Source organism: Eubacterium sp. AM05-23, assembly GCF_003477535.1.
GTDB classification, from domain to species: Bacteria; Bacillota; Clostridia; order Eubacteriales; family Eubacteriaceae; genus Eubacterium; species Eubacterium maltosivorans.
This window is the reverse complement of sequence record NZ_QUDF01000005.1, coordinates 35,445-58,425: the sequence shown is the minus strand read 5'-3', so window position 1 is coordinate 58,425 and position 22,981 is coordinate 35,445. Positions and strand designations below refer to the sequence as shown.

Genomic DNA, 22,981 nt, shown 5'->3' with positions numbered 1-22,981 from the left:
TTATAACACTCAATCCTTAGGTAAGCACGCTTTTCTTGATAAATTGATGCGGCCCTTATCGTCAATTTCAACAACCTTGACGGTTACAACGTCACCAACCTTCACGACATCCTCTACGGATTTCACGCGTTCCTTGGCAAGTTTGGAAATATGGATCAGGCCGTCCTTGCCGCCGGGCAAAGATACAAAGGCGCCAAAGTTCATGATACGAACGACCTCGCCAGTATAAACCTCTCCGACTTCCACTTCCTTGACAATATCTTCGATAATCGCTTTAGCCTTATCTGCTGCAACACCGTCTTCAGACGCGATATAGATGGTACCATCGTCCTCAATATCAATCTTAACGCCGGTTTCCTCAATAATCTTATTGATGACCTTTCCGCCCGAGCCGATAACGTCACGGATCTTATCGGGGTTAATGGTCATCGTCATAATACGCGGTGCATATGGTGATAATTCTGCGCGCGGTTCAGAAATTTCTTCGTTCATGATGCCCAGAATGTGCATACGGCCAATGCGGGCCTGTTCCAGCGCCTGGGTTAAAATTTCTCTGTCGATACCGTGGATCTTGATATCCATCTGAATAGCGGTGATCCCGTCTTTAGTACCGGCAACCTTAAAGTCCATGTCTCCGAGGAAGTCTTCCATGCCCTGGATATCCGTTAAGATGGCCAGCTTTTCTTCTTCCTTGATCAGGCCCATTGCCACACCGGCGACCGGCTTCTTGAGCGGTACACCCGCTGCCATCAGGGCAAGGCTGCTGCCGCATACGCTGGCCTGAGAAGTAGAGCCGTTAGAGCTTAAAACCTCAGATACCACGCGGATGGCGTAGGGGAATTCTTCTTCCGGCGGAATCATTGGCAGCAGCGCACGTTCTGCCAGTGCGCCGTGGCCGATTTCACGGCGGCCTGGGCTTCTCATTGGTCTTGCCTCGCCAACACTGTAGCCTGGGAAGTTATACTGGTGCATATAACGTTTTTCCGTATCGTTGGATAGGCCGTCCAGCACCTGGGCATCTCTCAGGACGCCTAAAGTCGCGATGGAAAGCACCTGTGTTTCGCCTCTGGTGAACAGGCCGGAGCCATGCACTCTCGGGATATAGTCGATTTTCGCGCTGATTGGACGGACTTCATCCATTTTACGGTTGTCCGGACGGATGCGGTCTACCAGAATCAGGCTACGGACTTCTTTTTTCTGAAGTGCGGTTAAAATCGTATCAATATCATTTAACTGATCAGGATAAAGCTCGCCAAAGTGTTCAACCACCTCGGTCTTAACCGCGTCGATATTTTCAAGACGTTCTGTTTTATCCTCAGTGTGAACCGCTTCATGCATTTTACCGCCCACAAAAGCTTCGACCTCTGCGGTCAGCTCGTCTGTTGGCAGGTAAAGGGTATAATCCTTCTTTTCCACACCCACTGCTGCGACAATCTCTTCCTGAAAAGCCACAATTTTCTTGATTTCTTCATGTGCGAATAAAATTGCTTCCAGCATGGTTTCTTCAGAAACTTCGTTAGCGCCGGCTTCTACCATCATAATGGCATCCTTGGTACCGGCGACTGTCAAGCTTAAATCGCTGACTTCACGCTGGGCTTCGGTCGGGTTCAGGATGAACTCGCCATCGATCAGTCCAACCGCTACAGAACCAGTAGGGCCGTCAAAAGGAATGTCTGAAATACTGAGAGCAATGGATGCGCCGATCATCGCGGCGATTTCCGGTGCGTTATCCTGTTCAACAGACATAACCGTAGTAACTACCTGAACGTCATTGCGGAACCCTTTGGGGAACAGCGGACGAATCGGACGGTCGATTAAACGTGAGTTTAAAATTGCTTTTTCAGAAGGACGGCCTTCTCTTTTTAAGAAGCCACCTGGTATTTTACCAACTGCGTATTGTTTTTCTTCATAATCCACGCTCAGCGGAAAAAAATCCATACCTTCACGGGGTTTTTTAGATGCAGCGGCTATGGCCAGCACACTTGTTTCACCATAGCGGATCATTGCAGAGCCCTTAGCAAGCTGTGCAACCTCGCCGATTTCCACCTTAAAGGGACGACCGGCAATTTCTGTTTCAAATATTCTCATTAATACCTCCAATGATATCAGCCGATTTACGAAGCGGCTGGACTCCGTTTATTTCAAAATCATCTGCACAGATGTTCGAAAATTCAAAGAAAAAAGGCGGAATACTCCGCCTTACAGTACTATTTTCTCAAGCCTAATCTCTGAATTAATTCACGATAGCGCATGATATCTTTCTTTTTGAGATAGTTTAATAAACCTCTACGCTGACCGACCATTTTCAGAAGACCTCTTCTTGAGTGATGGTCTTTTTTATGAACGGCAAAGTGTTCATTTAAACCATTAATTCTTGCTGTTAAAATAGCAATCTGTACTTCTGGAGAACCAGTGTCACCTTCGTGTGTCTGGTACTCTGCAATAATGCGTTCTTTTTCTTCTTTTGAAATCATTTGTGTCAATTCTCCTTAAATTATAAATAGACTCCGTAATCACAGTATTTCGTTGGAGTTTCGAAAAACCAAGAGAACGGGCTTAACGTAATAATGATACCATAACCGCAGGGCGGTGTAAAGTTTTTTATCAGAGTTCCGGGATTATTTCTCCCGCTTCATATTCTGAAATCAGTTTTTTACAGAGCTCGATGGTTTTTTCCATCGAATGGTTTCTGGCTTCCTCAGACATATTTTCAGCCATCTGCTGAATAATATATTTATTCTCAATGAGAAAATCAACCATGGAGGTCAGCTCCTTGATCTTGTCTACCTTGATGGCCATGCCGCTTTCCACCAAATAATCGGCGTTTTCTTCCTCCTGTCCCGGATAATAATACGGGATGATCATCGGAATACATTTGACGATCGCCTCTGTGCTTGTCAGGCCGCCTGGCTTGGAGATAATAGCGTCGGCCTCGTCCATGAGCTCGGGTATATTATCGACAAAGCCATGAATTTCCACAACCTTATCCTCTGTCTCATAGACCTTGTTTAAAAACTCAATGGAGCGCTCGACCTTTTTATTGTTGCCACAGACCACAATAATCTTAATTTTTTCCTGAGCCTTCATCAGCGCAACAAAGGCTTTTTCCATCTGTCTGGTACCCATGCTGCCCGCCATAAGCAGGATTGTACCGCGGATCGTTGGATCTTCGATCTCAGCTTTCTTTCGGGTATCCTCCACAAACTCCTGTCTTATGGGAATGCCGAAAGGATAGATAATATCCGGGTTTACCCCTTTTTCAATCATGGTTTCCTTTGTGTACTCACTGCCCACCACATAGGCGTTGATTTTTTTGTGCAGGTATACGCTGTGGATTTTATAATCGGTCACAAAAGAGAGCACTGGCAGGTCAAAGGCTCCGTGCTCTTTTAAGGTTCCTAAAATATTGGTGACAAAGGGATGGGTTGAAATCAGCAGATGTGGCTGTTCCTTATGAATCATGGGAACAATTTCTGGATTCATAACCTTTGTCATCATCTTAAAAATATTCTGCTGAAAAGGCGTCATGTGGTTGAACTGGTTATAAATCTGCTCATAAAGCTTTGGCACATTTTCAACCAGCTGCTTGTAGCCCTTTGTTACGATTTTGTCTAAAACGGCGCTGCTTTCCTTGAAGGCATCATAAACGTCTACCTCAAAACCATATTCGGATAAAGCCTGGGCAATGGATTTTGCCGCCAGGTTGTGTCCCGCACCGGTGGATGCTGTAAAAATAAAGATCTTAGACATTGACCCCTCCAAATTTTTCGTCTGTTTTATTTTATATATTGTCCGCTTTTAATCGTCAAAATCCTTGGTAAAACGGTACTGCACCTTCATTAATTTACCGCCGACTGCTTTTTCACGGCGTTTTTCCGCTACATAAAAAGCGCCTAATACGGTCAGCATACCAGCTGCTACTGCAGACAAACTAATCATTACTTTTTTTAACATCTTGGACCTCCTGTAAATCCTGTTTAATAAAAAATGTTCCTATTTCATTGCCTTCTAAAATATCATAAATCACTTTAACATCCTCACCGGATGCGATGATGGTGTTTATTCCCCGGTCGGTTGCGTATTTAGCCGCCCCGATTTTGGTCACCATACCGCCTGTTCCAAGGCCGGAGGTGGAACATCCCGCGCTGCTTAAAATATCGGAATCAATCGTCTCAACGGTCTGGAGGAGTATGGCATCCTCATTTTCATTGGGATTTGAATCGTACAGACCATCCACATCCGAGAGAATAATCAAAAGGTCAGCGTCCACAATATCGGCAGTCATGGCAGACAGGATATCATTATCCCCAAAGCACTCCTCCTGAATTTCATCCGTCGCGATACAGTCATTTTCATTGACGATCGGGATAATGCTGCGATTTTTCAGTGCCTTGAAGGTATTGATGGCATTGCTTCTTTTAATGGAATGCTTGAATACATCCTTGGTCAGCAGAATCTGACCCACATTCTGGTGGTATTCATCAAAAAACTTATGATAAATCTCCATCAAAAGCCCCTGCCCCACCGAAGCGGTGGCCTGCTTGGCCTCCAGTGTCTTCGGCCGTTCCTTTAAACCCAAACGGTTCATGCCACAGCCGATGGCACCCGAAGATACCAAAACCATCTTTCTCCCACTGTTTTCAAGATCAGTCAAAACCCTTGCAAGCTGGTCAAGCTTTTTTAAATTGAGGGTACCATTGGCATGGGTTACTGAGGTGGTGCCCATTTTGATGACAATGGTCTCTGCTTCCTTAATTGTCTGTCGCATTTAATGCGCCTCCATTTGTCTACTGTTGTCTTCCACTCAGGCAGCTTAGTCTGTCCATTTTTGATTAAAGACTATCGCCGTCGGTCTGGTGACTATTCTGAAATATTATCATATCAAACTTAACTTAATTTTGCAAGTTTGTTTTATCCTGACGCGCTGGGTATACCTTCTGTTTATTCTCTGCTTTTTCTTTTTCAAAACTAAAGCTTTCCTTAGGAATAGAAAGACGATTGTTTTCTTCACCTGTCTGGGGGTATATAAGAACTAACAATTCTTATTAAGGAGGCTTTATTATGAGCAAAGATACAGGATTTACCGATCAGGCAAAAGGCGAAGTAAAAGACCGAGTCGGCGGTGCAACAGGCGATAAGGGCTTACAGGCCGAAGGCATGATGGACAAGGCAGCCGGAAAAATCAAAGAAAAAGCAAATGACGTAAAAGAAAAAGCGAAAGATGTTGCAGATGATGTAAAGGATCGTATGAATAAATAAAACATTCACATAAAAAACCGGGATATTCCAAGCTGAATATCCCGGTTTATTTATTTTTCTGATTTTTAGCTTAATCAGCTGCAGCCCGTGGTGGTGCCGCAGTCCATACAAACCTTACAGGTACCATTGCGGACCATGCGGTCACTGCCGCACTGGCTGCACACTTCCCCATAGAGTTTTTCACCCTCAATTTCCATTTCCATCTGAAGCGGCATAGTTTCCGGTGTCGGAGCTGCCGTGCTGGCGTCTACCTTTGCGAGGGGAGCTTTCGGCTTCACCTGGCATTTGGAATAATCACCGCATTCAATATCAATGACCTTGGAGATCAGGTCAGAAATAGAGGATGCGTATTTAATATACGGATGCCTCTGGACAAAGCCTGACGGCTCGTACTTCTGGCCCCTCAGCATGATGGATATTTTTTCCGGCGGAATATTGTACTGAAGCATATTGGAGATGGACTTGGACAATGAAGCCAGCAGTCCCTTAACCACTGTACCATCCTTATCGGTGGATACAAAAATTTCTGCAATTTTACCATCATCATAAAAACCGATGGTGATATAAAGCTCAATATCGCCGATTTTAGCCGCATGGGTACGACTCATACGCATACCGTCTGGTTTACGCCGGTTGGGAACCCCCTGATTACAGTCTCTTGCAAATTCAAGAAGCTCCTTATAAGAACAATCCTCCAGATGCTTTTCGCCTTCCTCCTGCTTACCGGAGCTTAGAGGCTGTGATGCCTTACAGCCATCACGGTAAACGGCAATGGCTTTGGCGCCGGTAGTGTATGCCAGAAGATGAATTTTCTTAACATCCTCTATCTCCGCGTCTGACGGCAGGTTCACAGTCTTTGAAACCGAACCACTGATCATCGGCGTAATGGCCGAAACCATGAGCACATGGCCCTCTGGGCGGATGGTATTGGCTGTGTCAAAAACCGGAATATGCTCTGGCTTGATATGCGGCGCGCCGGACAGACTGTCGTGGCGCAGATAGCCTTTTTCATCCTTATCCAGCATGTAACCAAGTATATCGGAAATTTCCTTTGGCTTGTAACCCAGATTTTTAAGGGCAATCTCCATCACTGGATTCACGATTTCCATGGAGCCGCCGCCTACCAGTTTTTTGAATACCACATGGTTGTAGAAGGGTTCGACAGAGGTGGCGCCGCAGTCCATGGCAAAGGAAATGGTACCGGTCGGCGCGATAACGCTAACCTGCGCATTGCGGTAGCCACTCAGCTCACCATAGTCAATGGCATCCTTCCACGCGTCTTTGATACGGCTGCTGATATTCAGGAAACCCATTTCTTCTAAAAGTTCATGATTGATTTTAAGCGGTTCATAAGTCATTTCCTCATAGTCATCGGTCAGATAGCCCGCGACACGGCTGTGGTTGCGGATAACGCGCTTCATATAAGGACTGTTGATCTCATATTTCGCAAAAGGCCCGACCTTTCCGGCCATCATGGCTGAAACATAGTAGGAATGTCCTGTCATAATGCCGCATAAAGCTGCGATCAGGTTTCGGGCTTCATCGGAATCATAAGGATAGCCCAGCGCCAGAATCAATGACGCAGCATTGGCAAGGCCCAGACCAGTGGTGCGGAACAGGTAGCTTTTTCTGGCAACATCTTCTGTTGGGAACTGTCCCCAATAGATCGAAGCCTCCAGCACCAGCTGGATCAGTCCTGCTAAATGTGAAAACCGTTCAATATCAATTTTGTTGGTTTCCGGGTCAAAGAAGCGGAAAATATTGATGGATGCCAGGTTACAGGCTGTATCATTTAAGAAAGCATACTCTGAGCATGGGTTTGTCGCGTTGATCCGGTTTTCTTTTTTGGAGGTATCGCCATCTTCACCGCCGGGACAGGTATGCCAGGCGTTAAACAGATCGTCGAACTGAAGTCCAGGATCGGCGCAGGCCCAGGAAGCTGTGTTGATTTTCTGCCACAGCTCCTTGACGGATACTTCACGGTTAACTGCGTCGTCTACGCGTCCCTTCAAAGTCATTTTGTGATCCGGTTCGTGCTCAAGATTGATGACAGCATCCATGAATTCTTTATTTAAACGGACGGAGTTATTTGAGTTCTGCCCTGCAACGGTGCGGTATGCCTCACCGTCCATGGAGGTATCATAGCCCATCTTTCCAAGAGCGCGGACTTTATCCTCTTCCCTGACCTTCCAGTCCACAAATTCTTCAATTTCGGGATGGTCCACATCTACAATGACCATTTTAGCCGCACGTCTTGTGGTGCCGCCGGATTTAATGGCGCCTGCGTTACGGTCAAGCCCTTGCAGGAAGCTCATCATTCCTGAGGACTGCCCGCCGCTCGATAGCTTTTCATTCACGCCGCGAAGCGATGAAAAGTTTGTGCCAACACCGGAACCGCCTTTAAACAGCTTTGTCTCACTGACATAATGCTCAGAAATGGAGTGATGGCCGAGCAGCTTGTCCTCGATGGACAATATAAAGCAGGCGCTTGACTGAGTCCGGGTATAGCGGTCATCTGATTCTTTAACCTCACCGGCCGCCTCGTCGTAGTAATAAAGGTCGTCCTTGTCACCTTTGATGCCATAGCTTCTGGCCAGGCCAGTATTGAACCACTGCGGTGAATTTGGCGCCCACATCTGTTTCAACAGAGCGTAAACCATCTCGTCGTAAAAAATCTGCCACTCTTCAGCGGTCTCGATGATGCCTTCTTCTTTCAAAGCATCTGCCCAGAAGCCAACCATGCGGTCGGCAACTTCACGCATGCTGTGTTCATAGCCCAGACCGTTTGGGATTCCCCGTCGTCTGAAATACTTGCTGGCTATAATATTACAGGCATTTTGCGAATAATCAACTGGAAATTCAAGATCTTCCATGGACAAAATGGTCGCGCCCGTCTGATAATTTGTTAAATTGACGTCAACATTCTGCCACTCGAAAAGATCGTAGACAGTCTTATTACTGCCTTCCAGTTCTTTCGTAAAATGTCTTTTAAATAGATCTTTCAGCTCTTTCAATCTTAAACTCCTTATAAAATCGGTTTGTAAAGGCGTACACAAGATGTGCTGCGCCGATTTCTATTATAACATATATCTGGTATAATACGTGGAATAAATTCTTGTAATCCACATCAACTTTCTTGTAAAAAGAAAACAGAAACAGTAAAAAGAGACTCTCTGCTTTGAGAGTCTCTTTAAAACACCAGTCAGAATCAGGCTTCCCGGTTTTCTTCCTGTTCTTCTAAAACGTCTAAATCTACAGCGGCGTTGGTCGCCGCTTCTTCAGTTCCGATAACATCTTTTTCAAAGGTACCAGCCTCATGGGTTTCCTCCACCGATACAGATTCCATTACATCATCTGTCAGGGATTGACGTCTGACCTCAGGCTCTGCTTCGCGGATGTCTTTTTCCTGTCCAGCAACAACGACTTTTTTATCATTCGACATCTTCATGTCTCCTTTCAAAGTTTAGTTGCCTTTCTTATCATCTCCACCCATTTTAACCTTCTGCCCTACCTTGCTCTCGGTGCCAGCCATAATCCGCTTGATGTTGGTGCGGTGCTGGAACACTGTTGAGCAGCAGAGAAACAAGGCAAAAAACAGCTCGGGTGTAAAAACAGCCCCATGTGTAATAAAAATACTTTTAATAAGAACTGCAATCGGAAGGGATACCATCCCAATAATGGAAGTCAGCGACATCATTCTGAAAATGGCCAGGAAGATCAGTCCAACGGCAATACAGATCAAGGCAATCGGCCAGTCAAAGACGATAAAAACGCCGATGGAAGTGGCTGTACCCTTTCCGCCTCTAAAGCCAAGGCAGACCGGCCAGTTATGACCGCAGACCACTGCAATTCCCGCAGCCGCTACCCAGGCTTCACTGAAGCCAAGCAGTCTGGCTGCAAGAATCACGACAGAGCCCTTAAGCGCATCCAAAATAAAAACAGGAATAGCGTATTTCAGGCCCATCGTCCGGAGTACATTTGTCGTTCCGGCGTTACCGCTTCCGTAATTACGGACATCCTCACCCTTTACAGCGCGCACCATAATATAGGCAAAATCAAGATTACCGATAAAATAAGCCGCCACAACCAAAATCAAGCCAATAAGTATACTCATACTAAACTCTCCTCACACATAATCCTGAGCTACTGCTCTCTAACGCGCTCGATAAGAATCAGGAGTTTTTCGATGATCCGGTCATAGTTCTCTTTTTTATGGGGAACAAGGCAATTTGTACAGTTCTTTATACCCTTTTCCGTGTATTCAAAACCACCGCCGCAGTCCCTTCCCAGCGCATATAAAGGACAGTAACAAAACAAACAGTTAAACTCGTCTAGATTTTCCATTTTATGGCAGGGAAAATATTCACAATCCCTGTTTTGGAAAAATTTGAAGTTTTCTGTTTCAAATTCTTTTTTACACATAGCCTTTTAGTTAACGGCGTCCATTCCGACAGCCATCGCTTTGATATTCAGATCAACAAATTTTGGTTTTACATTATTTCGGATAATTTCATCCCAGTTAATATCCTGAAGTCCCATAGATTTGATGATGGCCCCAAGCAGAATTACATTCATAACCTTGAGATTCCCCATCTCCTCCGCCATGGCGGAGGCATTCATCACGCGGACATCGGCCTTTTCCTGCAATGTTTCCAGAATTTTTTCCGGATAAGTCGCTTTGCCGATAACGACCGGCAGCGGCCATATCTCTGCATCGTTGACAATAATCTTTCCGTCTTCCTTTAAGAAGTCAATATAACGCAGTGCTTCCATTTTTTCAAAAGCAACAATGATGTCCGCTGTTCCCATCTCGATAACCGGTGACTGGACGTCATCCCCATAGCGGACCTGAGATGAAACGGAGCCGCCACGCTGGCTCATACCATGGATTTCACTCATCTTTACGTCATAGCCGGCTTCCATAAGACCCGTGGTCAGCAGTTTTGCCGCTGTGATGGTTCCCTGGCCGCCAACACCAACCAATAATATATTTTTTGTTTTCATTCTACTTTTCCTCCTCTACATAAATGGCATGTTTCGGGCAGATCTGCAGGCAAACCTCACAGCCCAGACAGGATTCTTCCAGAATACCGGATTTTTTCGGTACGGTAGAGTTAAAGGCTAAAGCAGGACAGCCGGATTTCAGGCATTTCTTACAGCCGATACAGAGATCGGTATCGACCTTGCAGTGGCGCTTAAAGGCTTCTGGGAACTCTTCCTTATCGGCCTGAGAGAAACGCTTGAGCGCACATGGCCAGCGCGTGATAATGACAGAGGCTTCATCATTTGACAAACCCCAGTCAAGCGCCGCGTCGGTTTCTTCCAGATTGTTTGGATCAACCGTACGGACATTTTTAACGCCAAGTGCGCGGACAATGGTTTCGATATCCATAATCGGCGCCGGTTCGCCCTTTAAGTCAAAGCCGCTGCCCGGGTTTTCCTGATGGCCGGTCATGCCGGTAATGCGATTGTCCAAGATAACAGTCAGAACATTGCTCTTATTATAGGTAACATCCATAAGACTGGTCATTCCAGAGTGGAAGAAAGTTGAATCGCCGATGACAGAAACGACTTTCATATCGTTATTCTTAATATCCATGGCCTTTGCCACACCGTGTCCCCCGCTGATGCTGGCACCCATGCAGATCATCGCGTCTGTAGCGTTGTAGGGCGGTGTTAAGCCCAGGGAATAGCATCCGATATCACTGAAAATCATAATATTTTTACGGCGGCCCAGCTCGTAGAAAATACCGCGGTGCGGACAGCCTGCGCAGAATGCCGGCGGACGGCCGACAATTTTTTCAGGATCGGGCGCAAGGGTCACTTCGCTTTTACCATAGAGGGCTTCACGGATGCGTTCCGGTGTCAGCTCGCCCATGGTTGGGAACACATCTTTTCCAATAACGTCAATGCCCATGGCTTTAATTTCGGTTTCAAGAATCGGATCATTTTCTTCAAGAACATAGATCTTTTTAACTTTGCCTGCAAATTCAGCAATCAGCTTCTTGGGAAGTGGATAAGAAAATCCCAGTTTCAGATAAGAGGCCGTATCGCCAAAAACTTCCTTGGCATAACGGAAAGCCACGCCAGACGCGATAACGCCAATTTCCTTCTGATTATCTTCGATATAATTCCATTTAGAGGTTTCGGTATATTCTGCCAGCTTTTCAAAATTTTTGGCAAGCTTAACCTGCATAACGCGGGCATGAGCCGGCAGCGGACAGTTTTTCATAATATCTTTTACATATTCTTTATCGTCCACTTCCACACGGTCCTCACATTCGACAATGGATTTTGAATGACAGACACGGGTAGTCATGCGGTAAAGCACTGGGCAGTCATAGGTTTCACTTACTTCATAGGCGTCCTTAAGCATATCCTTAGCTTCCTGGCTGTCAGACGGCTCAAACATCGGCATTTTTGCATGGCGCGCGTAGTTTCGATTATCCTGCTCATTCTGAGATGAGTGCATGCCTGGTTCGTCGGCTGTTACGATAACAGAGCCCCCGTTAACGCCAAGATAGGCAAAAGTAAAAATCGGGTCAGCCGCAACGTTTACCCCAACATGTTTCATTGCAGCAAGTGTACGGATACCGGCAATTGAAGCACCAGCAGCCGCTTCAACCGCTACTTTTTCATTTGGCGCCCATTCGGAAACAATGCCATCATAGGTCGCTACATTTTCAAGGATTTCTGTACTTGGTGTTCCCGGATAGGCGGTGGCGAACTTAACGCCGGCTTCCCAGGCACCACGGGCAATGGCTTCATTACCTGTTAATAATTTCTTCATATTCTCTCCTCTCCTGTAAGGGCGGGAACCGCCCGTCCTTGTGACAGAATAAAATTTTACTGTTTCATAACTTATTTTTATAATTATACACTAAACCATACACGAATTCAAAGAATCAATCTCTGTTTCATGTTTTTTATAAGGCACATTAAACGAGGCCATAGCCGTCAGGATGCCCCTGATGCCATTTCCAGGCGGTTTCGATGATATACTCGAGTGATGAGTTTGCCGGTGACCAGCCCAGTGCTTTCTGGGCTTTTTCTGAACTGGCAATTAAGACTCCCGGATCGCCTGCCCGGCGGTCTGTGATTTCAACCTGAAAATCTTTTCCGGTAACAGTCTTAACCTTTTCAATCACTTCCAAAACTGAAAAACCATTGCCGTTGCCTAGATTATAAACATCGCTGGTTTCAGATTTAACCAGATCCTCCATACCCAGAATGTGGGCTTCCGCGATGTCCATTACATGGATATAATCGCGGATACAGCTTCCGTCAGGGGTATCATAATCATCGCCAAAGACATAAATCTTATCACGGATGCCCTGTGCTGTTTTTAAAATCAATGGGATCAGATGGGTTTCGGGCGCGTGGTCCTCGCCAATCTCTCCGCTCGGGTGTGCACCGGAAGCATTGAAATAGCGGAACACCTTGTAATGAAGTCCGTAGGCAACCTCCATCCAATGCAGCATTTTTTCAACCGCCAGCTTTGTTTCGCCATAGGTGTTGGTAGGGTGCTTAGGCGTATCCTCATCAATGGGCAGACGCTCAGGCTCGCCGTAGGTTGCCGCGGTCGATGAGAAAATAAAATGCTTAATATCATTGTTGACCATGGAACGCAGCAGGCACAGCGTCCCGTAAACATTATTATCATAATACTCAATGGGCTTTTCCATGCTTTCACCCACCAGTGAGTTTGCACAGAAATGCATAACGCAGTCAACCTCATGACGTAAAAACAGTCTTTCAAGACAGGCTGCATCGCGAATATCGCCGACCTCCAGCACTGCGCCCTGCGGGACGGACTGGCGGTGCCCCGTGGATAAATTATCCAGCACCACCACCTCATAATCCTTGTCTAAAAGTGCCCTGACTACATGGGACCCGATATAGCCGGCCCCGCCGCAAACTAAAACTTTCATCTCTCTGTCTCCTTAATACTCTGTCAACTCTGCTTAATAGTAGCGCATGAAATCTTCATTGTAATTTGACCGGACATACTCGATCTCCGGATCGTCCACCTTTTCCCGGAGCAGGTTCTCAAGCAGACCCACGACCATTTTTTCCGTTCCGAAATGACCGGCGTCAATGACCCACAGGTTATTTTCGGCCGCCCGCTGGGCATCATGATATTTCAAATCTCCGGTAATGTACACATCTGCCTTTTTAACCTTTGCCAGTCCGATAAACTCTGCTCCGCTGCCTGTGCACAAAGCCACCTTTCTGACTTTTGCCGGCTCATTACCTGCTGCCCTCACGTGGGAAAGGCTCAGCACTTTTTTTACATACTCAATAAAGGCTTCCGGCGTCATGGTCTCTTTTAAGACGCCGATTTTTCCAAGGCCATTCTGGTTTAAAAGCACGCCGTTTTCAAGAGGATATAAATCATAGGCCATCTCCTCATAGGGATGGACTTTTTTAAGCTTTTGAATGAGGGTTTTCATCATCTTACCGTCAATGATGGTTTCTACCCGGTCTTCTTTAACGGTTGCCACCTCACCCTCCTCACCGATGAAGGGCGAAGACCCCTCGAGCGGCTTAAAGGTTCCCTGGCCCACAGTACGGTAGGTACAGTGGCTGTAATTACCGATAAAGCCGGCGCCGCTGTCTCCCATCACTTCAACAATTTTATCGGTGTAATCCACCGGCACATAAACCACGATCTTATAGAGCTTATCCTCATCGGAAGGGTCCAGCGGCTGGCGCTGTTCAATGCCGAGTGTTTTCGCGATATAATCGTTAAGGCCAAGCTCTGCCTTGTCCAGATTAGTGTGCGCTACATACAGGCTGATGTCATTGCGGATCAGCTCAGCCACAATCTTTCCCTTCAGCTCATCGGTACAAATGGATTTGATGCCGTTAAAGATAAAGGGGTGGTGCGCAATAATCATATCCGCATTTTCCATGACTGCTTCCCGCACGACAGCCTCGGTCACATCCAATGTCAGCAGTATTTTTTTCACTCTTTTCTGGAAAGAGCCGATCTGAAGGCCGACGTTGTCCCATGACTCCGCAAGGCTTCTCGGAGCCACAGCTTCGATCACTTTTGTTATTTCACTGCATTTTACAGCCATTTTTCACCTCCATCAGCGCAGCCGCAATGGCTGTGCTTTTTTTATACTGTTCTCTGGCCATTTTTGTATGCTTGTTTTCCGTGTTCTGGATTATTTTATTTTCAAGCTCCAGCTTACGGTCGATCAGCTCCGGCAGAAGCGGATGCTTACGCCTTTTTGCCTCATAGCCAATCAGATAATCCAGATCGTTTTCAATGGACATTTCACCCTTTTCAGCAACGATAATTTCATAGACTCTGCGTTCTTCCTTTGCAAGATCCTCATTTACAATCACGAAGCCGTTATCCTCCAGAAAATGCCTGACAATAAAAGCATTATTCATGGGCTGGAGCACCAAACGTTTTGCCGAGACCGCCACCTCAAGGGATTCGGTCAGCAGATCCCTTATCAGGTAACCGCCCATCCCCGCCATGACAATGGTTCCAGCTTCTCCGGGGATTAATACGGAAAGACCTGAGCCCAAACGCGTTTCAATCTGCTTTTCATAGCCCGACCGGGCCACAAGCTGCTCTGCTTTTTTCAAGGGCTTTTCATTAATATCTGCCGCGACAGCGCGCGGTATAAAGCCCTGTTCCATTAGATAAACAGGCAGATATCCGTGGTCTGTACCGATATCTGCCATGCTTTCATTTTTCAATACATTATCTGCAATCACCTGCAAACGTGGTGTCATCATTTTAGGTCAAATAATCCTTTAATTTTTTACTTCTGCTCGGGTGTCTCAGTTTTCTGAGTGCCTTGGCTTCAATCTGGCGGATACGCTCTCTGGTAACGTTGAACTCCTTGCCGACTTCTTCCAGTGTGCGGGCACGTCCGTCATCCAGTCCAAAACGCAGGCGCAGTACTTTTTCTTCACGCTCAGTCAAGGTGTTGAGCACTTCCATGAGCTGTTCCTTCAAAAGCGCATAGGACGCTGCTTCCGAAGGTGCCGGGGCATTATCATCCTCGATGAAATCGCCCAGATGGCTGTCCTCTTCCTCACCAATGGGTGTCTCGAGGGATACAGGATCCTGCGCGATTTTCTGGATTTCGCGGACCTTTTCTTCCGAGAAGCCCATTTCTTTACCGATTTCTGCCGGCGTAGGTTCACGCCCAAGCTCCTGGAGCAGCTGCCTGGACACACGGATGAGCTTGTTAATGGTCTCAACCATATGCACAGGAATACGAATGGTTCTGGCCTGGTCCGCGATGGCGCGGGTAATGGCCTGACGAATCCACCAGGTCGCATAGGTACTGAACTTAAAGCCCTTGGTATAATCGAATTTTTCCACCGCCTTGATCAGGCCGAGATTTCCCTCCTGAATGAGATCCAGAAAGGACATCCCACGGCCCACATAGCGTTTGGCAATGCTGACAACCAGACGCAGGTTGGCCTCAGCCAGCTCTTTCTTGGCTTCGTCATCGCCTGCTTCCATACGCTTGGCGATGCCCATTTCCTGCTCCGCGGTCAGGAGCGGCACCTTGCCGATTTCCTTTAAATACAAGCGCACTGGATCATTGACACTGACGCTGTCCCCCAGGTCTATATCCTTGACGGGATCCTCCTCAATCTCAATTTCTTCCAGCTCTGCCACGTCGATGTCGATATCAAGATCAATATCATCGGTCTCAATATCCATATCCTGGAAGGTTAAATCAATGCCTTCCTTCTGTAAAAGCAGATAGATGGAATCAATCTCTTCCGGGTCCAGATCGGTCTTTTCAAGCACTTCCTCAAAATCGGCGTTGTTTAAGGAGCCTTTTTCCTTACCGCGCTTGATCAGTGTCTGAACTTCCGGCATTGCCTCTAGGTCGGCGATTGCATCAACCTCGTCGAGCAATTCCTCCATATCTGGTTTCACTTTTTTCTTCTTTGCTTCAGCCATTTATATCCTCCTGACTTTCGATCATAACTTGTTACATTTCTTTTTTCAATGTAATCATTTTATTCATTAAAACAGCGGCTTCTTCCTCGCTCGCTTTACTGATTTCCTGTTTTATCCGCTCGATTTCGGTCAAACGGTAAAAATGCATGATGGTTTTGATACATTCCTCCAGTTTTGTGCTTTCGACAGGAGTATCATCCATCAAAATAGCAGATACTGGCTTTACCTGTTCCGCATCCTCAAAATGGTTCATAAGCGCTGCCGGTGACAGATGCTCACCCTTTTCCAGCAGCCCTGTAATAAGCACATAAAGCTCTCTGAAAAACCCCGGGCTAAAGTGCTCTGCCCTCAGTCTCCCGGATTTAAAAACCTCTGGCTCCATCATTCCCTTTCTGAGAAAAAGAATCTGGGCCTCCTCATAGGCTTTTGGCATTTTCTGCCAGTAGTCAATCTTTTCGCCAACATCCTCTTCCGTCAGATCCATAGGCTTTTTGCGGTATACCTCCCGTCTTATAACCTTGAGGTCAATTCCGGTTTCTCTGGCAAGACGCTTGCTGTAAAGATCGATCTGAACCTCATCGGAGAGCTGTCTCAGCACTGCGATGGCCTGATTAATGTATTTAATCCGGCCGTCGGTTTGACTGAGATCAAATTTATTCCTCAGAAGGCCGATCTCATACTCGACAATGGTGATGGCCTCAGTCACTTTTTTCTCAAAGGCTTCTCTGCCGTGCTTCTGAATATAAGTGTCCGGGTCATCCTCAATGGGTAACCTTAATATTTTAACATTCAACGGTGTATTTTTCAAGATCGTAATGGCTTTTTGCGTAGCGCTTTCTCCAGCGGCGTCACCGTCGAAGCTGAGCACTACCTCCCCCACATAGCGCCCCAAAAGGGCTGCGTGATAAGCGGTAAAGGCTGTGCCGAGAGCGGCTACTGTGTTGCGTACGCCATGCTGATAAAGTGAGATCACATCCATATAGCCCTCGACGATGAGCATCTGCCCACCGACAATATTGCTTTTGGCATGATTCATATTAAAAAGCTCGGTTCCCTTTGAAAAAATCATGGTTTCCGGTGAGTTTAAATACTTTGGCCCGTGATCCTCCTCGCTGATCCGCCTGCCGCCAAAGCCAATAATCCGGCCTGTAGCGTTCAGAATCGGAAACATGATGCGGTTCCTGAAACGATCGTACATACGCCCATTTTCACTGCGCATCACCAGTCCGGAATCCAGCATCTCCTGATCAGTATACCCCCTTTGACGCAGGAACCCCAGAGCGTTCTGCCAGCCATCCGGCGCCAGTCCCAGGCCGTAAGCCCTGATGGTTTCCGGTGTGATCTTGCGGCCTGCCAGATAGTACTGTGCATTTCGGTTTTTTTTAAGACAAAGATAGTAATAGTTGGCCAGCTCACGGTGCAGTTCATAAAGGCGTTCTTTTTTCCGGTATCGTTCATTATCCTCGGCACTGCTGCCGTTCTCCGGCAGAATAATATGCGCCCGTCTGGCTAAAAACTTCAGCGCATCCACAAAAGGAAGATTTTCAATGGCCATGACAAAGCCAATAACATTTCCTCCTACGCCGCAGCCAAAGCAGTGATACAGCTGCTTATCCGGCGACACTGTAAAAGAAGCCGTCTTTTCGTTATGAAAAGGACACTTGCCCTTATAGGAGCTTCCGGCTTTTTTCAGTGTCACATACTCTGATACAACGTCGATAATATCGTTGGCCTGCAGCACCTGGTTAATAACCTCTTCACTATAACGAGGCGCCATCTTCTCACCACTTTCCCTGTAATATCTGATATTTGTACCAAAGGGTACTTTAATATTATTCTTTTTTTTATGTTAATATCCTTTAAAAAAGAACAACTTTTTTTAAAACGTAAAAATGCAGACGCTTTTCTTAAGTTTTTTAAGATTCAACCGTTTTTTATTCCAGTCCGTTTTGCCATATTTATGCTATAATATAAACACTAAAGGAGGCTGACATGACCATACGTGAAGAACTGTTTTTACTTGCAGAAAATGATTATCGCAGATTTCAGCAAAAATTGCTGCCTGATCATTGCGAATTGATAGGAGTCCGACTTCCTATACTCAGAAAGATTGCGAAACGTATTGTGAAAGAAGATTATCCGCTTTTTCTGTCTCAGGGACCTGAAGATTATTTTGAAGAAAAAATGCTCAAAGGAATGGTGATCGGTTATCTGGACCCTGAAAAAGCCGGACTGGATACCATCATAGCATCCATTAATACTTTTATCCCCAAAATCGACAACTGGTCTGTATGCGACAGTTTCTGCAGTGGTTTAAAGCATGCTAGAGCCTACCCTGAGCTATTCTGGGGCTTTGTTTTATCCAAGCTTAAATCCTCAGACGCCTTTACTCTCCGCTTTGGCATTGTGATGCTTCTGTTTTATTATATTGATGAAGCCCATATTCACCAAACCATCGAGCTTCTGGACGCAGTCCGCCATGAGGACTACTATGTGAAAATGGCAGTAGCCTGGGCGTTATCCATGTGTTATGTCCGCTTTCCGGATATTACCCTGTCATACCTTTTGGGCGAGACCGCGCTAGATACCTTTACTTATAATAAAACACTGCAGAAAATCATTGAATCCAGACAGGTCTCACCAGAAGAAAAGGCGCGGATAAGACTGATGAAAAAAAGAAACTAACTCGTCCGCCCTTCCTGCAAATACAGGGCTTTCCGCACTGCCGTTTCAACTGTTTGGCCAATCATCTCTCCGAGCTTAAAATGCTTCCCAGCGTCAGTCATGCGCAGCTCTGAGCCTGGCCGCGCAATGATGACAACACCGTCGGTACCGGTGCCGGTCGCTCCGCCTTGCGAAATTACGCTTTTGCAGCCCAGACGCTCAAGAGCGGCTGTCTTGGCTTCGGTACAGGTCATAAAAGCCTGAAGCATGGCGCCATCCGGTAAATTGGCATCGATTGCCAGGATCACATTGATGGTGCCGCCGAGCACAAACGGCCGGCCTTCCTTCTGATCAAGCGTCGCCCGGTCGCCTGCCCGCAGAGCATTGCCCGAAACACCCGCTGTCACCAGCGCTGACACCGCCAGCGTGTCGTAAGCGGCCTCGCAGAACGCCGCATTGCAGATCTGGGCTGCTGTGGTCAGCCCGGTCGTCTGTCCCGTCGGTAATTTTAAAATATCTGCCGCCACAATCTTTAAATGCTCCTCGTGGGTGGGCGCCAGCATTTCACACTGTCTGGTTTTATTTTCCAGCTCGTCATAATTAAAAACATATTTTAGGTCGCTGCGAATACCACCGTTTAAAAGGGATGTGCTGAGGATCCGCCGCTCATTCTCAAGGCTGATAATAGCAGACCGGCGGTCAAGACGCGCCGTATCACCGGTTGCCAGCTGATATTCTTTTATTTTCACGATCCTTTACCCCATCATCTGCCGGTACCAGAAAATAACGCATACCAGAAAGACGCCATTTAAAATATCTGCCAGCATCGCAGCCATATCCACCACATATGTATAAAAAAGCCCAAAGCAGATGCTGATAACCGAATAGATCATAACATTGGCAAAAGCAGCGGTTGTGACGGCCCTGAGGTCTTCCTCGTTCATCCATCCCTGAAAAACATGGAGACCGATAGGTACCACCAGCACAATGACCTGAATCGTATAATATAGAAACAACCAGTCGCCATAGTCCTTGATGACCACTCCTGTCATTTTAGCATAAACTAAAAAAGCAGCGTAAAGAACACTTATCAAGCTGATAAAGAAAAAGATTTTCCCTGTTTTTGTCATTTTTTGTAGCATTGGTTCTGTCCTGATTTTCATAAAAGATTTTTTGTGATTATTATAGCACAAAAGATTGCAGTCGGGGAACAATTCTAAATGTTGACGTATACAACATCCTATTATAAAATATAAGAAAAATAAGCTTTAAAGCTTTAAAGGAGGATTCAGAATGGCAACACCAAAATTATGGTCTCTGCTTGCAGAATTAAAATCCCCGTCCTACAAATGGGTAGACCTGACCCATGCTTTTGATGATGGCAGCCCGCATTGGCAGGGTTTCCCGGCCATGACCACCAAGCTGATCTATGATTACAAAAACGGCGACATCTTTCAGACTCAGCAGTTTACGGTTGTCGGCCAGTATGGCACTCATGTCGACGCGCCCATTCATTTTTACCCGGAAGGCAGGACCCTGGATGAAATCGAGGTGACCGAGTTCACCTATCCCTTATGTGTCATCGATGTGCACAACCAGGTCGCGGCCAATCCCGACTATGCGCTGAGCATCGCGGATATCAAAGCCTTTGAAGAAAGCTATGGCCCAATCCCGGACGGCGCCTTTGTCGCCATGCGCTCGGACTGGTGTAAACGCTGGCCCGATGAAAAAGACTGCATGGAATTTGACGAAAAGGGAAATGTTCACTATCCGGGCTGGAGCCTCGAAGCCATTAAATTCCTCGTCGAAGAACGAAACGTCGGCGCCATTGGCCACGAAGCCTTTGATACTGCCCCGCCAGCCCTTGAAGAGGATAAGCCCATGGAAAGCGAAACCTATATTTTAAGACAGAACCGCATTCAGATTGAGGTTATGGCAAACCTTGACAAGGTTCCGCCAGCCGGAGCGATCATCTTCTGCACCTTTCCTAAGGCAAAGAATGCTTCTGGCTTCCCGGCAAGATGCTTTGCCCTCTGTGAAGCCTGACTCATCCGAGATACGCCGTTTCGGCGTATCTCTTTTACTCTTCGATCTCCACCTGACCATACAGATACTTCGAGGTGTCCAGCAAATGACTGTAATCCCTGAACACCTTATCGACAATGGCGTTGGATTTTTTCACAATCTCTTTGATTTTCTGCTTCCCATAGTTTAAATCCAGAGCAAAGCTGTAGGTCTTTACCATATATTCAAAATAATCCTGATAGCTCAGGTCCATGCCATCATTAATATTCCACTGCAAAGCTCTCTGAACACCAAAAATCGTTCCGAGCGCCAGCTTAAGTTTCTTTTCATAAGAAATCTCTTCATCTATCAGTTCCATCAGCGCTGCATACTCATGTTTCTGATTTCCATCATAAATCGAGGCCTCCAGAATATCATCTTTCATGATCTCAGTGGTAAACCGCGCCATCTTATAGTCCTGTTCACGGATTCTCAGCGTCATGTTGGTAAAGCAGAGAACATAAAGCAGAATATCCTGATCTGGCGTTAAATAATTTTTGAGATGGGCTGACAAAATGGTATAATCCTCCTTCAGGATGGCGATGGCGATATTGCGCTTGCTGCTAAAGTGATAGGCGATCAGACCAAGGCTGACGTTAGCCTCTGTGGCAATGCGGCGGTTGCCAATGAGATAGCCCTCCTCCAAAAACAGCCGTTTGGCTGTTTCGTATATTTTCTGTTTGCTTTTCTTCCCCTTCATTCCCGGCAACCTCCTTCGGTGTCTTTGTGATTTAATTTAAACATATTTTTTATCCTTAATCAAGCCTTTATTCAAACAACTGGACGCGTTCAAAAACATTGACTTTAGTAAAAAATCATGTTATTATTATTTTATAAAAAACTGAACGCGTACAGTAAATAACTTAGGAGGGTTTTTCCATATGAGTGAAAATCAATTATCTGCTGGAGTACTGGAAAAAAACAAGCTTTTTGAAGATGTCTTTGACGGAAAGGTTCCTGAGCGTGTGCCACGTCTTGTTTTTGGTGATAACGCTTTCTGTCTCGAGTATGCCGGTTATGACCTGAGAAAAGAACAGTACAGTCTGGTAAAAAATCTGGACGCCATCGACCAGGCGACCAAAGACTTTGATTCAGATGTTGTTTTTGGCATGTTTTTGAGAATGCCGCATCTTTACAAAATGCTGGAAGCCATCAACTTTGTGATGGGCACAGACGGTTTTATCCAGCATCCTGAAGTGCAGGGCTTAAAAGATGATGAGTATGACGATTTTATCGCCGACCCCATCAAAACGCTTTGGGACAAGGTGCTGCCCAGACTGTATCCCGCTCTGGCAAAACCGGGCTTTGAGGGCCAGAAGGCTTTGTCCAAGGCGTTCTATACCTTCTTCACCTCTATGGGTGTCATGCAGCAGGGCTTTGGCAAAATCGCCGAAAAGTATGACAAGTCTGTCTATTCTATGGCCCCTGCTGCCTCCTGTACCCCGCTCGACATTCTCTCTGACCAGTTGCGCTCTTTCTCAGGCATCAGCACAGATATGCGCCGCCGTCCGGAAAAAGTAGAGGCCGCCTGCAACGCGCTGCTTCCTGTCGCCATCAAGGCCGGCTCCGGGCCAAACGCCAACCGCTATGTGCGTACCTTTATTCCGCTTCACATGGCGCCATACATGCGTGAAAAAGACTTTAAGCGCTTTTACTGGCCAACATTTAAGGCCTATGTTGAGGCACTGGACGCAAGAGGTATCGGTGCAAACCTGTTTGTTGAGCATGACTGGATGCGCTATCTCGATTATCTTAACGAGCTGCCGCCGCTGACACACATGAGCTTTGAGTTCGGTGATCCTAAGCTGATCGCTGAAAAGGTGGGAAAACGCCATGTTATCTCTGGCCTGTACCCGCTCACTCTCTTAAAAACAGGAACCGAACAGCAATGTATTGACAAGGCAAAAGAATTGATCGACATTCTGGCTCCAGGCGGACAGTATATCTTTGCCCTTGACAAAAATCTGCTCAAAGCCCGGGATATTAACCCCGAAAATTTAAAGGCAGTCCTGAACTTTGTAAAAGAATATGGAAAATATTAAGGAG

Annotated in this window: 23 protein-coding genes; 4 read left to right on the top strand and 19 right to left on the bottom strand. The window is 46.4% G+C overall.

Annotated elements, in window-relative coordinates; all coding sequences use genetic code 11:
* Window positions 1-9: 9 nt before the first annotated feature.
* The 5 genes from DW091_RS07850 to proB all read right to left on the bottom strand — a co-directional run bounded on the left by DW091_RS07850 (window position 10) and on the right by proB (window position 4,768).
* Complete coding sequence (locus DW091_RS07850; protein ID WP_058694699.1) at window positions 10-2,088, bottom strand: polyribonucleotide nucleotidyltransferase; 2,079 nt, start codon at window positions 2,086-2,088, stop codon at window positions 10-12.
* A gap of 119 nt (window positions 2,089-2,207) precedes the next feature.
* Window positions 2,208-2,474: a 30S ribosomal protein S15 gene (gene rpsO, locus DW091_RS07845; RefSeq protein WP_013380366.1), complete on the bottom strand. Its 267-nt coding sequence runs from the start codon at window positions 2,472-2,474 to the stop codon at window positions 2,208-2,210.
* 130 nt (window positions 2,475-2,604) lie between these two features.
* On the bottom strand, window positions 2,605-3,750 hold the full coding sequence (locus tag DW091_RS07840) for a glycosyltransferase (protein WP_058694700.1): 1,146 nt from the start codon (window positions 3,748-3,750) through the stop codon (window positions 2,605-2,607).
* 48 nt (window positions 3,751-3,798) lie between these two features.
* Window positions 3,799-3,954 carry a hypothetical protein gene (locus DW091_RS07835; protein ID WP_013380364.1) on the bottom strand — a complete coding sequence of 52 codons (156 nt, stop codon included), beginning with the start codon at window positions 3,952-3,954 and terminating at the stop codon, window positions 3,799-3,801.
* A complete protein-coding gene (gene proB, locus DW091_RS07830) occupies window positions 3,932-4,768 on the bottom strand; it encodes a glutamate 5-kinase (RefSeq protein WP_118517880.1) in 837 nt (278 codons plus the stop codon). The genes DW091_RS07835 and proB overlap by 23 nt, the downstream gene beginning before the upstream one ends.
* Before the next feature lie 293 nt (window positions 4,769-5,061).
* On the opposite strand from proB, the gene DW091_RS07825 reads away from it, so the two are divergent.
* Window positions 5,062-5,259, top strand: a complete 198-nt coding sequence (locus tag DW091_RS07825) for a CsbD family protein (protein WP_058694702.1) — start codon at window positions 5,062-5,064, stop codon at window positions 5,257-5,259.
* Between the two features lie 74 nt (window positions 5,260-5,333).
* On the opposite strand, the gene DW091_RS07820 is transcribed toward DW091_RS07825, so the two are convergent.
* The 11 genes from DW091_RS07820 to dnaG all read right to left on the bottom strand — a co-directional run bounded on the left by DW091_RS07820 (window position 5,334) and on the right by dnaG (window position 17,984).
* On the bottom strand, window positions 5,334-8,273 hold the full coding sequence (locus DW091_RS07820) for a vitamin B12-dependent ribonucleotide reductase (RefSeq protein ID WP_058694703.1): 2,940 nt from the start codon (window positions 8,271-8,273) through the stop codon (window positions 5,334-5,336).
* A 194-nt stretch (window positions 8,274-8,467) separates the two neighbouring features.
* A complete protein-coding gene (locus DW091_RS07815; protein WP_074616932.1) occupies window positions 8,468-8,701 on the bottom strand; it encodes a hypothetical protein in 234 nt (77 codons plus the stop codon).
* A 21-nt stretch (window positions 8,702-8,722) separates the two neighbouring features.
* On the bottom strand, window positions 8,723-9,373 hold the full coding sequence (gene plsY, locus DW091_RS07810) for a glycerol-3-phosphate 1-O-acyltransferase PlsY (protein WP_118517879.1): 651 nt from the start codon (window positions 9,371-9,373) through the stop codon (window positions 8,723-8,725).
* A gap of 29 nt (window positions 9,374-9,402) precedes the next feature.
* Window positions 9,403-9,681 carry a cysteine-rich small domain-containing protein gene (locus DW091_RS07805; RefSeq protein WP_058694706.1) on the bottom strand — a complete coding sequence of 93 codons (279 nt, stop codon included), beginning with the start codon at window positions 9,679-9,681 and terminating at the stop codon, window positions 9,403-9,405.
* 6 nt (window positions 9,682-9,687) lie between these two features.
* On the bottom strand, window positions 9,688-10,263 hold the full coding sequence (locus DW091_RS07800; RefSeq protein ID WP_118517878.1) for an indolepyruvate oxidoreductase subunit beta: 576 nt from the start codon (window positions 10,261-10,263) through the stop codon (window positions 9,688-9,690).
* 1 nt (window position 10,264) lies between these two features.
* Window positions 10,265-12,049, bottom strand: a complete 1,785-nt coding sequence (gene iorA, locus DW091_RS07795) for an indolepyruvate ferredoxin oxidoreductase subunit alpha (protein ID WP_074616935.1) — start codon at window positions 12,047-12,049, stop codon at window positions 10,265-10,267.
* A 148-nt stretch (window positions 12,050-12,197) separates the two neighbouring features.
* A complete protein-coding gene (galE, locus tag DW091_RS07790) occupies window positions 12,198-13,190 on the bottom strand; it encodes a UDP-glucose 4-epimerase GalE (protein WP_058694709.1) in 993 nt (330 codons plus the stop codon).
* A gap of 33 nt (window positions 13,191-13,223) precedes the next feature.
* Complete coding sequence (locus DW091_RS07785; RefSeq protein ID WP_074616936.1) at window positions 13,224-14,342, bottom strand: Nif3-like dinuclear metal center hexameric protein; 1,119 nt, start codon at window positions 14,340-14,342, stop codon at window positions 13,224-13,226.
* The gene (locus DW091_RS07780) at window positions 14,323-15,018 is read right to left on the bottom strand and encodes a class I SAM-dependent methyltransferase (RefSeq protein ID WP_058694711.1); all 696 of its coding nucleotides are present in this window, start codon (window positions 15,016-15,018) and stop codon (window positions 14,323-14,325) included. Before DW091_RS07780 ends, DW091_RS07785 begins: the two co-directional genes overlap by 20 nt.
* A 1-nt stretch (window position 15,019) precedes the next feature.
* Window positions 15,020-16,171, bottom strand: coding sequence for an RNA polymerase sigma factor RpoD (gene rpoD / locus DW091_RS07775; protein WP_038352466.1), 1,152 nt, complete (start codon window positions 16,169-16,171; stop codon window positions 15,020-15,022).
* A gap of 67 nt (window positions 16,172-16,238) precedes the next feature.
* Entirely contained in the window at window positions 16,239-17,984 is a 1,746-nt protein-coding gene (gene dnaG, locus DW091_RS07770; RefSeq protein ID WP_224168765.1) for a DNA primase, read from the bottom strand.
* 215 nt (window positions 17,985-18,199) lie between these two features.
* Here dnaG and DW091_RS07765 point away from each other — a divergent pair, with 215 nt between their 5' ends.
* Window positions 18,200-18,892, top strand: coding sequence for a DNA alkylation repair protein (locus DW091_RS07765; protein ID WP_074616938.1), 693 nt, complete (start codon window positions 18,200-18,202; stop codon window positions 18,890-18,892).
* Here the strand turns inward: DW091_RS07765 and DW091_RS07760 are convergent.
* Together DW091_RS07760 and DW091_RS07755 are read right to left on the bottom strand one after the other, a co-directional pair.
* The gene (locus tag DW091_RS07760) at window positions 18,889-19,620 is read right to left on the bottom strand and encodes an adenosylcobinamide amidohydrolase (RefSeq protein ID WP_074616939.1); all 732 of its coding nucleotides are present in this window, start codon (window positions 19,618-19,620) and stop codon (window positions 18,889-18,891) included. The two genes, DW091_RS07765 and DW091_RS07760, sit on opposite strands and share 4 nt — an antisense overlap.
* A gap of 6 nt (window positions 19,621-19,626) precedes the next feature.
* On the bottom strand, window positions 19,627-20,013 hold the full coding sequence (locus DW091_RS07755; RefSeq protein ID WP_118517876.1) for a hypothetical protein: 387 nt from the start codon (window positions 20,011-20,013) through the stop codon (window positions 19,627-19,629).
* Between the two features lie 151 nt (window positions 20,014-20,164).
* Here DW091_RS07755 and DW091_RS07750 point away from each other — a divergent pair, with 151 nt between their 5' ends.
* Window positions 20,165-20,917: a cyclase family protein gene (locus DW091_RS07750; RefSeq protein WP_118517875.1), complete on the top strand. Its 753-nt coding sequence runs from the start codon at window positions 20,165-20,167 to the stop codon at window positions 20,915-20,917.
* A gap of 34 nt (window positions 20,918-20,951) precedes the next feature.
* On the opposite strand, the gene DW091_RS07745 is transcribed toward DW091_RS07750, so the two are convergent.
* Window positions 20,952-21,635 carry a TetR/AcrR family transcriptional regulator gene (locus DW091_RS07745; protein ID WP_096919940.1) on the bottom strand — a complete coding sequence of 228 codons (684 nt, stop codon included), beginning with the start codon at window positions 21,633-21,635 and terminating at the stop codon, window positions 20,952-20,954.
* 181 nt (window positions 21,636-21,816) lie between these two features.
* On the opposite strand from DW091_RS07745, the gene DW091_RS07740 reads away from it, so the two are divergent.
* Window positions 21,817-22,977: a uroporphyrinogen decarboxylase family protein gene (locus DW091_RS07740; RefSeq protein ID WP_058694718.1), complete on the top strand. Its 1,161-nt coding sequence runs from the start codon at window positions 21,817-21,819 to the stop codon at window positions 22,975-22,977.
* Window positions 22,978-22,981 lie beyond the last annotated feature (4 nt).